Raw genomic sequence first — 13,502 nt, forward strand, 5'->3', positions numbered from 1 at the left:
TTTTCGTCCAGATGGGCGGCCAGCGCATTGCCGAGCGCATTCAGATAAGCCCCCGATGATGGCAGACGACCCCCTTGGGGTCGCCCGTTGTGCCGGAGGTGTATCCAAGGGTGATGGCCGACCACTCGTCGGTGATGGTCGCGGCAATGTCGTCCGGGTCACCCGAGGCGAGAAAGTCCTCGTATTCATCGTCGTGCCCGCCGCCAATGATGATGACGGGGACCGCTGCGCCGATTGTTGCGAGAGCAGCTATAATCACCTCGCGATATTCGGCATCGACCAGTATCAACCGCGCCTCGCCATGTTGCAGGCAAAACCCTATGGCTGCGGCATCCAGACGTGTGTTCAGTGCGTTGAGCACGGCACCAATGCGCGGTGCCCCGTAGTGGGCTTCGAGAAGTGCCGGAACATTGGGAGCCAGTATCGCCACAGTGTCTCCTTCGCCGATCCCTCTCTTCTCGAGTGCGGAGGCAAATTTCAGGCAGCGTTGGTGGAATTCGCGGTAGGTGAAACGCCTGTCGCCATCGACCACTGCGATCTTGTTGGGGAACGCCACGGCCGAGCGCGCCAGAAATGACACCGGGCTCAGCGGTACATGATTGGCGGGTCCCGGTTCGAGATGGCGGCGGTAAGAGTTGGGTTCCAATGGTGCGACCTCTGAAGTGGATGATCACGTTGCGGATGGATCAGTTCGCGCCGTTAGTGCCCGCTTCATCAAAGAGATGTCAAGCCGCTACGCACGCGCTGTTTCGACGTTCAAGTTCGCCCGCAAATACACAAATTCGAATGAACGGTGTTGACAATCTGATTTGTAAGTATTTTATTACTTACGCACTCTAGGGAGGAGTAAGTTAGTGGCCAATCATCTGAAATCATCACTCTTGGCGCTCGCCTTTGCCTTTTCGGCAAGCGGCGCTTTAGCAGAACCCATCAAGATCGGAATCAATCAACCATTGACGGGATCGGTGGCGGCGTCCGGCAATTTCATCACCGATGGTGCGAAGCTTGCCGTCGAGGCAATTAACGCAAATGGCGGTCTTCTGGGCGAGCAGGTCGAATTGATCGCCGAAGACAATAAGAGCAATCCGAGCGAAGCCGCAGCCGCAGCCGAAAAGCTGATAACACGCGACGAGGTCGTGGCTATGGTGGGTGCCTGGGGGTCTTCCTTCACGCTGGCGGTCATGCCAAAGCTTGAGGAATATGGTGTGCCGATGGTCGTTGAAACGGCATCGTCGAGCAAGATCACCAGCGCCGGCAACCCATGGGTATTTCGTATCGCGCCGACCTCGGCAATGGAGGCCAAGGCTTTTGCGCCATCGGTTGCCAAGTTTGGAATCAAGAAAGCAGACTTCCTGATCGTGAACAACGACTGGGGATTAGGTGCTTCTGCTGAGTTTGGTAAGATGCTGAACGAGCAGGGCATCGAGACCGGCTTGGTCGAGACGATGGACCCGGCAGCTCAGGACATTTCGGCTCAACTGGCAAAAATAAAATCTTCCGATGCCGATACACTGTTCGTTACCACCGGTTTCGAGCAACTCAGTCTGGTGTTGAAGCAGGCTCAGGCTCAAAGCCTTGATCGGCGCATCATCACGACCGGAGGATCGCAGTTTCCTGATCGTCTGGCCGAACAGTTTGGTTCCGCTGCTGAAGGTAGCTTCCATCTTCTGTTTTTCGCACCGTGGTTTCCTGATGCCGCAGCCAACCCGGATGTCGCGAAGCTCTATATCGATGCGTGGAACGAACATGGTTACGACAAGTCCGGCCTGTCCGACGGCTTCCGCGGTTATGATGCGATCACTGCGATCGCCGCTGCCATCGAAAAGGCAGGCAAGGCTGACCGAAAGGCAATCCGCGATGCGCTTTGGCAGGTCGATGTCAAAGGCGTGAACGGAGACATCAAGTTCGACAAAGTGGGCGTCGAAGGCAGCGAAAGCGGTCAAAATTCCCCCAATGTCTACGTCATTGAAGTCAAGGACGGCGGTCTCGTACTGCCGGAGCTGTAACAGCCCTTTTAATATCTTGAGTGCAGTCTCCACACCGAAGTTCTGCCGAACTCTGGAGCCTGCACTCATGACTTTGTGTCAAGACGCGACAGGGAGCCCACGGCTTTGGAACAGCTATTACAGCATCTCGTCAATGCTATGGTTTTGGGGTCTACCTATGCCCTTCTCGGAATAGGTCTGACATTCATTTTCGGCATTATGCGTGTGGTGAATTTCGCTCATGGCGAGCTCTACACGTTCGGCGCATATATGGTTTATCTGTTCTCCGTTGTTCTTGGCGTGAATTTTTTGCTGGCAATTGTCATTGCCATCGTGCTGGGCATCCTGCTTGGCGCGGCTATAGAGTTTACCCTTTTGGGCAAGCTGCGTGGCGCAGACATCGACACCACCATGCTGGTGATGATCGGTGTCTGGATCATCATGCAAAATGTCGAGCAACTGGTATGGAGTGGTGTTGCCAAAAACATTCCCACACCGTTCCCCGGCGAGCCGCTTTCGATCGGACTGGTTTCTGGTGGCATGGTCGCGCATCTTTGTGTTCGTCGTCGCAATCGCGCTGATTGTCGGCTCGCAAATGCTCATTCAGCGCACGCGACTTGGAATGGCGATGCGCGCCACGTTTCAAGAGCGCGACACAGCGGCATTGATGGGCATCAACATCAACGTCATTTACCTTGCCACCTTCGCGCTGGGTTCGGGGCTTGCGGCAGCGGCCGGCGCGCTTCTCGGGCCGATCTTCATCGTCATGCCGTCGATGGGTAACCTTGCCGTTCTAAAGGCATTCGCGATCGTCATTCTGGGTGGCCTCGGCAATATGAAGGGTGCCGCCATCGGAGGGTTCATTCTCGCACTCGTGGAGGAATTCGGTGCCGGTTACGTCTCGTCGGGCTACCGCGATGCGATGGGCTTTCTGGTCATCATCCTGGTTCTCATGGTCAAGCCAACCGGCCTGTTTGCCAGATCGGAGCGTATCGGATGACTGCGACCTTGCAATGGCTGTTCCTGGCTGGTCTGGCCTGCATCCCCTTTGTCCTGAGCGATCAGTATTTCTTCCACGTTCTCATCATGACGGGTATATTCACCATCGGCGCGATGAGCCTCAATCTGTTGCTCGGATATACCGGACAACTCAATCTCGGACATGTCGCATTTTTCGGCATCGGTGCCTATTGCAGCGCACTGGCCTCGCTTGGCTTCGATCTGAAGATCACGGACAGCTACACCTTTGTCCTGGGGCGGCAGCCGGTATGGCTTGCAATATTGAGTGGTGTGGTCGTGGCCGGGCTTTGCGGCTGGTTTGTCGGCAAGCTGTCGTTTCGCGTGCGTGGCGCCTATTTCGTCATCGTGACGATCAGTTTCGCGGAAGTGGTGCGCCTCGTTGCGCTAAATTGGGTCGATTTAACCGAAGGTCCGATGGCGCTGAACAACATTCCGTCGATGGCCTTCAGCATTCCATGGCTGGAGGATGGCCCTTTGCAACGCAAGGTCGCCGTCTACTATATCGTGCTGGCTGCGGCGCTGCTTTCCTACCTGATCATCCAGCGCATTGTCCGCTCGCGGCTTGGACGCGCCATGGCCGCATTGAGAGAAAACGAGCCTCTGGCCAAATCCGTCGGCATCGATGTGACGCGCTATCTGGTGTTGGCGGCTGTCGTTTCATCAGCAATTGCTGGAGGCGCAGGCGGGCTTTATGCGCATTACGTGCGCATTGTCGATCCCGACGTGTTCCTGTTCATTTACACGGTGACGATGGTCATAATGGTCATATCGGGTGGTAAGGGCACTCTGGCAGGGCCAATTGTGGGTGGTATCATATTCGGCTTGCTGCCCGAGTTCCTGCGTGGCCACACGCTGCCGGAAGTGCAGTGGATTCTCTACGGCGCGTTGATGATCCTGATCGTCTTCTTTCTTCCCCATGGCATTGTCCCGGCGGTGAAGAAGTGGGTTGAGAGACAGCGCAACGGGACTTCCATAGCAAAACCGTCGCTCGACAAACGCGTATCGGAGCAGAAGGGATGAGTATGGCCAGCCAATCCGCTGCTCAGCCGGTGCTATCCGTCAACAATCTGGCCGTTCATTTTGGTGGGTTGGTTGCCATTTCGGATGTCACCTTCTCCGTAAACAAGGGCGAGGTCGTCAGCTTGATCGGCCCGAATGGTGCGGGCAAGACGACGGCGTTCAACGTCATTTCCGGTTTTCTTGCGGCAACAGACGGAGAGGTTATCTATAATGGCCGCCGGCTAAACGACCTCAAGCCGCATCAAATCGCCGAAGCTGGGCTTGTCAGAACATTTCAAAAGACCAGCGTTTTCGGCAATGATACGGCGCTCGACAACGTCCTGACCGGTTTGCATCTGGCCGGTGCGGCCTCCAGTTGGCAAACATTGCTTAATCTACCGAATATTCGGCGCAAGGAAGCCCAACTGCGGGAGCAATCTCGGCAGATCCTGGATTTCGTCGGGCTCAACCACAGGTCGGAAGAATTGGGCGGGTCGTTGCCTTACGGCGAACAGAGATTGCTTGAGATCGCCATTGCGATTGCCGCCAATCCGACACTTCTTTTACTCGATGAACCTGCTTGCGGGATGAACCCGACCGAGGCACTAAATTTCCGCAAGCTGTTGAAGAAGATCGGCGAGCGCGGGATCACCATCTTGCTGGTTGAGCACAATATGCGCATGGTGATGGGCGTTTCAGACCGCGTTGTCGTGCTTAACCAGGGCAAGATAATTGCCGATGGCATACCCGCAGATGTTCAAAACAATCCTGAAGTCGTGCAGGCATATCTCGGACATGGGTCGCAACAAAATGCTTGAAATCGACAACATCGAATGCCGCTACGGCGCGATCAATGTTCTGCACAAGGTTTCCTTGCAGGTTCAACAAGGCGAATTCGTTACCCTTATAGGAGCGAATGGCGCTGGCAAAAGCACGACGTTGAGGGCTATTTCAGGCTTGCTGCCACCGGTTGGGGGCACCATCACATTTCTGGGCGAGGATATTACGAAGGCATCGCCGCGCCGTATTCTGGAGATGGGCATTGCCCATTGCCCGGAAGGGCGCAAGATTTTCCCTCACTTGACCGTTCAGGAAAATCTGAAAATCGGCTGTTATCTGCGCACTGACTGGAAGCAAATGGCCGACGACATGGATGCGATGTTTGACCGCTTCCCGATACTTGGCGAGCGGCGTGACCAGGCTGGTGGAACTTTGTCGGGTGGCGAGCAACAGATGTTGGCGATCGGTCGGGCACTGATGTCGCGTCCGAAGCTCGTCTTGTTCGACGAGCCCTCGCTGGGGCTGGCTCCAAACAACGTGCAAAAGACCTTCGAATATATCTCGGAGATCAATCGGCAAGGCACTACCGTCTTGATGGTCGAACAGAACGCCTATGCTGCGCTGGAAATGTGTGACCACTCGTTTCTTTTGGAATCCGGAGAGGTGACACTCAAGGGCAGCAGCGCGGATTTGATAGCGAATCCGCATGTGCGTCACGCCTATCTCGGCGTCGAGAGCGATGGCGAAGAGTAAGTGATGGCGTAACAAGTCGGATTAAATCACCTGACCGGAATGTCGTGAATTCGTGCCTGAAAGCGACGGTTTGAAGCGCGCTGAACCGATCCCTTCAAACATTGCTTTCTCCAGTGCTGGGTCAGCAGCAACAAGCGATTGAGCCAGAGCTGTCGATCCGGCTTTTTCTCGTAACCGGCCCAAGGCGGGGTTGACGCGTGAATTATAAGTAAGTACTTTATTACTTAATGAATGGGATAGAATTTCGAGCGAGGTAGCAATCATGACGGCGGTATCGAAAATAGCGGCAGATACGCTCACCAAGCAGGAACTGGAGAGGCTTTCGCCTCGCGAACTGCGGGCGGCATTTCGCGACGGACGTTGGAGCGGCGGCACCGAAGGGCTCGCACGTGGCTATGCCCAGGCCAATTTGATCATTCTTCCCAAGGAGGTCGCCCTCGAGTTCATGATTTTCTGCGGGCGCAATCCAAAACCTTGCCCGATTATCGAGGTGACGGATCCCGGCAGCCCGATGGTTACCCAGTGGGCTGATGCAGACCTGCGTACCGATTTGCCGCGCTATAGCGTTTATAAAGAAGGCAAACTGATCGACCAGCCGACCGATGTCCTCAACTATTGGCGTGATGATCTTGTCGGCTTCCTGATCGGTTGCAGTTATTCCTTTGAGGAAGGATTGCTCAATGCAGGAATTCCGCTTCGCCACCAGCAAGAAGACAAGATTGTCTCGGTTTACACGACCAATGTGCCTTGCGTTCCTGCGGGGCGCTTCGGCGGGCCGATGGTCGTTTCGATGCGACCGGTCAAACGAGATCAACTGGTGCGCGCGATCCAGGTGACTTCACGTTTTCCTGCGACCCACGGCGCGCCGGTCCATATAGGCGATCCGTCGCAAATTGGCGTCGATCTGAACAAGACCGATTTCGATACGGGTGTGTTCGAGATGGCTGAAGACGATGTGCCGGTATTCTGGGGATGCGGCGGCACGCCCCAAGCTGTCGCTCTGGCATCGAAGATCGACTTCATGATCACGCACAAGATCGGACATCTGTTCGTTACCGACAAGCTTTCCGAGGCGGTTGCCGCGATTTAAGGCGCGGCATCGACGGAAGTTTTCAATTTTTCAAGTGGAGGTTATTTCAGTGAAGGCTGCTCTTTATCATGAATATGGTTCGCCGGATGTTCTCAAATATGAAGACGTTGATACGCTTCCGTTAGGTCGCACAGATGTTCTCGTCAAAGTCCGCGCAACATCGGTCAACTGGTTCGACATTATCGGACGCAAGGGAGAGTATCGTCCAAACTTGGGTTTCCCGCACATTCCGGGCGGCGATATCGCCGGGGAGGTGGCCGAGATTGGCTCGGAAGTCACGAACGTCAAGATTGGCGACCCGGTGGTGGTTTATGCAACGGTCGGCTGCGGGCATTGCGAATCCTGCCGCGGGGGCGAGCCCAATGTCTGCTTGAACTACAAATATTATGGCTCGGCTCTTTGGGGCGGATACGCGCAATATTGCACGGTGCGTTCGCAAAACCTTATTCCGCTTTACAAGGGCCTCGACTTTGCCGAGTGCGCCGCTACCAACATCACCTTCCTGACTGCCTGGCATAAATTGGCACGCGCCAATATCCGGGCGGGTGAGGATATCCTCATTCATGCTGTCGGAAGTGGTATCGGGCTGGCCGCATTGCAGATCGCCAAGTTGCATGGTCTCCGGGTGATCGGGACTGCCAGCACCGATGAGAAGTGTGAAAAGGGGCTCGAACTGGGTGCCGATCACATGATCAATTACAAGAAGATGAATTTTCGCGAGGAGGTACGGCGTCTGACCGGCAAGCGCGGTGTCGACGTGGTATTTGAACATATCGGCGCGGATGTCTGGGAAGACAGCGTCATGAGCCTGACGCGCTTTGGACGACTGGTTACCTGCGGTGCCTCGTCCGGCTATCGGGTCAGCATGAACGTTGCCCATGTCTGGCACAAGCAATTGACGATCATCGGTTCCAATCATGGCACGATAAATGAACTGGCAACCATCGTGAAACTGCTCGAGGCCAAGAAACTTCGCCCGATCATAGGTGCGAAACTGCCGCTGAAGGATGCTGCCGAAGCACATCGTTTGGCCGAAAGCAGAAGCGTGTTCGGAAAAATCGTTCTCGAACCGGAGCACTGAGAAGCGAACGCGGGTTGTTAGTTAGGGTCTGGCCGTATTGAGGGAGGGTGAGGTGATGGGCGTGTTTCGTTGCTGTTAGTCTCCTTTCTTCAAAAAGTGGATGTTGGCGTGAGGTGAAGGAGGCAATATGTCTGATAAGAACGTTTTGAAGTTGAGTGGCCGCTACGAGGGCTCGGCGCTGCTCAACGCTCACCGGAACATCCAGTCGACGCGCCTGGCAATGCTCAGCGGCTTCACGGTTGAGGATCTGCAGAAAGCCCAGACCCGTCTATCGGCATGGCCGGATTATGAGGTAACGCCGCTGCATCATCTGCCCGGCGCCGCAAAACGGCTCGGGCTGGGCGCACTTTATTGCAAGGACGAAAGTCGCCGCCTTGGTCTGGCAAGTTTCAAAGCGCTTGGTGCAGTCTTTGCCTGCGTCAGCGAAGTCTCCCAATTGCTTGCCTCGCGTCTTGGCAATCAGGTTTCCGATGTCGATCTGCTGGGTGGAGCGTATCGCGATGATCTCGGTGATGTGGCCCTGGTCTGCGCCACCGACGGCAATCACGGCTTTTCTGTCGCCAATGCGGCGCGCCGTATGGGCTGCACCGCGCGCATCTATATTCCAAATGGCGTGAGTGCCGGGCGTGAACAGGCGCTGCGCAACGAAGGTGCGCAGGTCATCCGCGTCGATGGCATTTACGATGAGGCTTATGAGGCGGCAGAAAATGATGCCCGCAGCGCCGCTGGCGCAATGATGATTTCGGACTCGGCCACGGCGCACTATACCAAAATTCCCGCTTTGTGCATGACCGGCTATTCGGTCATGGCCCGCGAATTCGTTGCGCAATTGGGCGATGATTTACCGACCCATATGATGCTGACGGCAGGTTGTGGTGGTCTGGCCGCGGCAATGATCTCGTCGCTGCATCAGTTGCTTGGCGATCGCGCACCAAAGTTCATCATCGTCGAGCCGCTCAAAGCGGATTGCGTTTTTGCCAGTGCGATGGCCGGCAAATCGACGATGATTGGCGGCGATCTTGAAACCATAATGGGCGGTCTGTCGTGTGCGGCGGTTTCATACCTTGCCTGGCCGACAATCGAATCTGGCGCGTTCGGGTTCCTTCGCATCAGTGATGATGCCGCCGTTGCAGCGATGCGCCTTTTTGCCCGGCCGCAGGACGGCGACCCGTTGATCGTCGCCGGTGAGACGGGTGGAGCCGGTATGGCTGGCGTGCTTGCGATTTGTGACGATGCCGATGTGCGCAAGCTATTTAGCATGGACGAGCAGGCGAAGGTTCTGGTCATCAATTGCGAAGGTGCGACCGACCCCGAACAGTACCGCAAGCTTGCTCTTGGCGAGCATGAGGGCGGACAGGCCTCGTAAAGCCGGTCGTTGCCGGCGTTGGGGGTAAGCGTGACTGAGACGAAGAAGCAGGGCATTGGCGCACGCCTTCCACGCAAGGAAGACGAACGGCTGATGCGCGGGCAGGGCCTCTTCGTGGGCGATATATCAATGCCCGGACTTCAGGATATCGCGTTCTTTCGCAGCCCGATTGCTCATGGCGAAATCAAGATAATCGATGTCCCGCAGGACTGTCGTGACAGCGTGTTCACGGTCGATGATATGGTTTCGGTCAAGCCGATCATTGCCAATTCGGGTTTGCCGGGGTTCAAGCCATCGAGCCAATGGCCCCTGGCCAAAGGCAGGGTGCGCTTTGTCGGTGAACTGATCGCCATGTGCGTTGCCGACACACGCGCCACGGCCGAAGATTTGGTTGGCCGCCTCAATGTTGAAATCGAGGCGCTGCCGGTATTGGCGGATTCTGCTGTGGCACAGAGCAGCGATGCAGCGCGGGTTCACGAGGATTGGCCCGACAACATCTATCTGGAAACCAGAATTGAAAAGGGTGAGCGCGCCGTTCTGGAAAATGCCGCGATCAAGGTCGAACGCGAAATCAAACTAAGCCGTCAATGCATGGTGCCGCTCGAAGGTAAAGGCACCGTAGCATGGTGGGATTCGCGCCTTGGTCAACTCGTCGTCTACACGTCCACGCAAGTGCCTCACATGTTGCGCACCGGCCTTGCTGAATGCCTCGGTCTGGAAGAGAGGCAAGTCCACGTTGTTGCGCCAGACGTCGGTGGTGCTTTCGGTTTCAAATGCATCTTGCAACCCGAAGAAGTCTGCATTGCCTGGCTGGCAATGACATATAAGCGCCCGTTTCGCTGGCTTGAAGATCGGCGCGAGCACCTCGTTGCGGCGGCCAATACGCGTGAGCATCACTACAAGATTACCGGCTATGCTGACGCCGATGGAAAACTGCTTGGCATTGAAGCCGACGTGTCGGTCGATGTCGGGGCCTATTCGGTCTGGCCGTTTTCCGCCTGTCTGGAATCGGCGCAGATCGCAAGCATCCTGCCTGGCCCGTATCTTATGCCCTATTACGCGTGCCGCACGCTTTCGGTCGCCACAAACAAGCCACCCTTCACGCCATATCGAGGTGTGGCGCGCACCGGGGTCTGTTTTGCTATCGAATTGATTATCGATGCGATCGCGCGTGAAGCCGGGCGCGAACCGTTCGAGGTCAGGTCGGCCAATCTGGTACGCCCTGAACAAATGCCGTTCACCAATATCACCGGTAAATTGTTCGATAGCGGCGACTATCCGGAAAGCCTGCGCCGGGCAGTCGAAGCGGTCGATTTACCCGGTCTGCGTGCGCGTCAGGCTTTGAAACGGGACGATGGACGATTGATCGGCCTCGGATTTTGCACCTATTGCGAGCAGGCCGCGCACGGCACCACGGTGTATGCAGCCTGGGGTATTCCCATGGTTCCGGGGTTTGAACAGGCGACGGCCAGAGTTACACCCGATGGCGGGCTTGAACTGCGGATCGGTGTCCATTCGCACGGGCAGGGGATGGAGACATCGATGGCGCAGGTTGCGACGGAGATACTCGGCATCGATCCGGCAAAGGTCAGCCTTATTCACGGGGACACGGCGTTGACGCCATATTCGACAGGCACCTGGGGGTCGCGGTCGATGGTGATGGCAGGCGGGGCGGTTTCCAAGGTCTGTCAGGTCATCTCTGAGCGGGTGAAGTTGATTGGGGCTCATCTCCTGCAAACCACCCCGGACAAGGTGAAAATTGCCGAGGGTCGGATTTTCGGAACAGGGGGCAGCGTCAGCCTCGCCGAAATTGCCCATGCCTGGTACAAGCAACCCGAAACCCTGCCGACAGATGTGGCCCATGAGGGCCTTGAGGCGACCGCTGGTTACAAGCCCCAGGTCGATAGCGGCACTTTCAGCTATGCGACTCATGCGGTCACAGTGGCGGTGGACCCGGAATTCGGCGGTGTGGAAATTCTGGATTATGTGGTGGTCGAAGATGGCGGTGTGCTGGTCAATCCACTGATCGTCGACGGTCAGATAATTGGCGGCGTCGCGCAAGGTATAGGCACCGCGCTCTATGAAGAGTCGCCATATAACGGGGACGGTCAGCCGCTGGCTTCAACCTTTGTCGATTACATCATCCCCGGTCCGTGTGAAGTGCCGGACATCAAGATCATTCACATGGAAACGCCTTCGCCGTTCACGGCGCATGGCGTCAAGGGTATAGGCGAGGGCGGTGCGATCGGGCCACCGGCAGCTATCGCCAATGCAATCAACGACGCGTTGCGCCCTCTGGGCGCAGAAGTAACGATGACACCCGTGACACCGCATCGCTTGCTTGCCGCCATTGCGGCGGCCAAGGGCACGACCGTGGGGTCGTCGCAATCATGAAACCGGTGGAGTTCAATTACAGCCGACCGACAACTATTGCCGAAGCCATTGGTCTTCTCAAAGCAAATGACGGCGCCAAGATCGTGGCTGGTGGGCAGTCGCTCGGGCCGATGCTTAACCTGCGGCTGGCGCAGCCCGATCTGCTTGTCGACATTACCGGTATTCCCGAGCTGACTGAGGTTCGCGAGGAGCCGGACGCCATCGTTTATGGCTCATGTATCAGCCATTCCTCGTTTGAGGATGGCCGAGTGCCGGATGCCACCAATGGATTCCTGAAATCGGTTGCCGGTGGTATTGCCTATCGCGCCGTGCGCAATCGCGGCACGATAGGTGGCAGCCTCGTTCATGCCGATCCGGCTGCGGACTGGATGACGACGCTGACGGCACTGGACGTCGAGTTGATAATTGCTGCCGAGAAGGGTGAGCGTCGCGTTCAGATCGCCGACTTCATGACGTCATCATTTGGCGTGGCACTTGATGACGGCGAATTTCTAACTGCGATCAGGGTTCGAAAATTCTCTCCTAAGGCACGATTTGGCTATTTCAAATTCTGCCGAAAAGTCGGTGAGTTCGCCGAGGCGATGGCAGCAATCGTCATCGACCCGGAACTGAGCATTTTTCGTGGCGTGGTCGGAGCAACAGATTCAAAGCCGATCATCATTGCTGATCTCGGCGCTTTCATGCCGGAGACGACGACGGTCGAAGCGAGCGAGACGCCACTTGAGCGCGCCCGGCAATATGTTTGCGGTCTGCGGATTTCCGACGATCCGGTTTCGTGCGCCATGCATGGAAATGCCTTCGTGCGTGCCATGCGACAGGTGATGTGATGAATAGTCTTCGACTTACCGTCAACGGGGTTTCGGTCACGCAAACCATTGAGGCGCGCACCAGTCTTGCCGATCTGTTGCGAGAAAACCTGCATAAGACCGGTACTCATCTAGGTTGCGAACAGGGAGTGTGTGGGGCCTGCACTGTAATTGTGGACGGTGTTCCTATTCGCTCCTGCATCAGTAGTGCGACCGGCTGTAGCGGTGCTGAAGTGCGCACGATCGAAGATTTTGACGACGACCCGCTGATGATCGAATTGCGGCAAGCCTTCAATTCCTGTCACGCACTTCAATGCGGGTTTTGTACACCGGGAATGCTGATTATGGCGCGTGACATTGTTGAGCGGCTGGGCGATGCAAATGAAGCGCGTATTCGTCTTGAGCTTGCGGGAAACCTGTGCCGGTGCACCGGTTATTCAGGCATCGTCAAGGCGATCCGCTCGGTCATTGTCGCCCGGCAGAAAAGTGGAAGCTCTGCATCCGAGCGTACATTTCCGGGATTAGGCCCGGCTGGTTCGGGGCATTGTTCGCCAAGCGAAAAGATATCAACCTCACCGGATGCGCTAGGTCAGCGGGCGACAACATCTATTGCTGCGGCCAAGCCGGAACTCAACGCACCGGGCAAGATTGGCGCGTCGGCTTCCAGCGTCAAACAATCTTTCATTGTCGATTATCCGCCGGATGTCGTTTGGCAACAATTTGGCGATGTGCCAGGGATGATCCGATGCATTCCTGGTGCCACACTGATAGCTGAGACTGAAGACGGGAACTTTCAGGTCAATATGCGCATCAAGATGGGGCCGATTGGGGCGCAGTTTTCCGGTATAGCTACCCAGGAACGTGATGGTCGGACTATGACTGGCGTCATCTATGGTTCGGGGCGCGATGCGCGTAGCGCTTCCTTGGCACGCGGCGAACTTGGCTATGTGCTGCACGGGGAGAAAGACGGGAGCGCCACACGTGTCGATATGAATGTGAAATATGCGCTTTCAGGCGCACTCGGCCAGTTTGCCCGTGGCGGCATTGTTACCCATTTCATCGGAGCCATAACGGCGCAATTCACTGAGAATTTGCAGCGTTCCCTGTCGCTCGGTCCTTCCGAAACGATGAATGATGTTGATGAATTGCGACTTGCAGGCAGTTTTATGGTGGCGTTGAAGTCGTGGTTCCACGAGTTGAGGTGCAAGTTGTTTTCGCGATAGAGCGA

Annotated in this window: 12 protein-coding genes and 1 pseudogene; 11 read left to right on the forward strand and 2 right to left on the reverse strand. The window is 56.3% G+C overall.

Annotated features, from left to right (window positions below):
• Positions 1-40 precede the first annotated feature (40 nt).
• Positions 41-646, reverse strand: coding sequence for an AMP-binding protein (locus AC0L7S_RS14565; protein WP_473471701.1), 606 nt, complete (start codon positions 644-646; stop codon positions 41-43).
• A gap of 208 nt (positions 647-854) precedes the next feature.
• On the opposite strand from AC0L7S_RS14565, the gene AC0L7S_RS14570 reads away from it, so the two are divergent.
• The 5 genes and pseudogenes from AC0L7S_RS14570 (at position 855) to AC0L7S_RS14590 (ending at position 5,537) form a co-directional block, all read left to right on the forward strand.
• Positions 855-2,006, forward strand: coding sequence for an ABC transporter substrate-binding protein (locus AC0L7S_RS14570; RefSeq protein WP_473471702.1), 1,152 nt, complete (start codon positions 855-857; stop codon positions 2,004-2,006).
• A gap of 105 nt (positions 2,007-2,111) precedes the next feature.
• Positions 2,112-2,985 (forward strand): annotated as a pseudogene (locus AC0L7S_RS14575) (branched-chain amino acid ABC transporter permease).
• Complete coding sequence (locus tag AC0L7S_RS14580; protein WP_473471703.1) at positions 2,982-4,025, forward strand: branched-chain amino acid ABC transporter permease; 1,044 nt, start codon at positions 2,982-2,984, stop codon at positions 4,023-4,025. The pseudogene AC0L7S_RS14575 and the gene AC0L7S_RS14580 overlap by 4 nt, the downstream one beginning before the upstream one ends.
• Entirely contained in the window at positions 4,022-4,822 is an 801-nt protein-coding gene (locus AC0L7S_RS14585; RefSeq protein WP_473471704.1) for an ABC transporter ATP-binding protein, read from the forward strand. Before AC0L7S_RS14580 ends, AC0L7S_RS14585 begins: the two co-directional genes overlap by 4 nt.
• Positions 4,815-5,537: an ABC transporter ATP-binding protein gene (locus tag AC0L7S_RS14590; protein ID WP_473474309.1), complete on the forward strand. Its 723-nt coding sequence runs from the start codon at positions 4,815-4,817 to the stop codon at positions 5,535-5,537. The genes AC0L7S_RS14585 and AC0L7S_RS14590 overlap by 8 nt, the downstream gene beginning before the upstream one ends.
• 21 nt (positions 5,538-5,558) lie before the next feature.
• On the opposite strand, the gene AC0L7S_RS14595 is transcribed toward AC0L7S_RS14590, so the two are convergent.
• A complete protein-coding gene (locus tag AC0L7S_RS14595; RefSeq protein WP_473471705.1) occupies positions 5,559-5,801 on the reverse strand; it encodes a hypothetical protein in 243 nt (80 codons plus the stop codon).
• Here AC0L7S_RS14595 and AC0L7S_RS14600 point away from each other — a divergent pair.
• From AC0L7S_RS14600 to AC0L7S_RS14625, 6 genes are all read left to right on the forward strand, one after another.
• A complete protein-coding gene (locus tag AC0L7S_RS14600; RefSeq protein WP_473471706.1) occupies positions 5,800-6,627 on the forward strand; it encodes a putative hydro-lyase in 828 nt (275 codons plus the stop codon). The two genes, AC0L7S_RS14595 and AC0L7S_RS14600, sit on opposite strands and share 2 nt — an antisense overlap.
• A 49-nt stretch (positions 6,628-6,676) precedes the next feature.
• Entirely contained in the window at positions 6,677-7,708 is a 1,032-nt protein-coding gene (locus AC0L7S_RS14605) for a zinc-binding dehydrogenase (protein ID WP_473471707.1), read from the forward strand.
• A 127-nt stretch (positions 7,709-7,835) separates the two neighbouring features.
• A complete protein-coding gene (locus tag AC0L7S_RS14610; RefSeq protein ID WP_473471708.1) occupies positions 7,836-9,074 on the forward strand; it encodes a diaminopropionate ammonia-lyase in 1,239 nt (412 codons plus the stop codon).
• A 93-nt stretch (positions 9,075-9,167) separates the two neighbouring features.
• Positions 9,168-11,468, forward strand: coding sequence for a xanthine dehydrogenase family protein molybdopterin-binding subunit (locus AC0L7S_RS14615; protein WP_473474310.1), 2,301 nt, complete (start codon positions 9,168-9,170; stop codon positions 11,466-11,468).
• Positions 11,465-12,295, forward strand: a complete 831-nt coding sequence (locus tag AC0L7S_RS14620; RefSeq protein ID WP_473471709.1) for an FAD binding domain-containing protein — start codon at positions 11,465-11,467, stop codon at positions 12,293-12,295. Before AC0L7S_RS14615 ends, AC0L7S_RS14620 begins: the two co-directional genes overlap by 4 nt.
• Entirely contained in the window at positions 12,295-13,497 is a 1,203-nt protein-coding gene (locus AC0L7S_RS14625; RefSeq protein WP_473471710.1) for a xanthine dehydrogenase family Fe-S subunit, read from the forward strand. Before AC0L7S_RS14620 ends, AC0L7S_RS14625 begins: the two co-directional genes overlap by 1 nt.
• Positions 13,498-13,502 lie beyond the last annotated feature (5 nt).

The organism is Mesorhizobium sp. G2-6-1, from assembly GCF_055809095.1.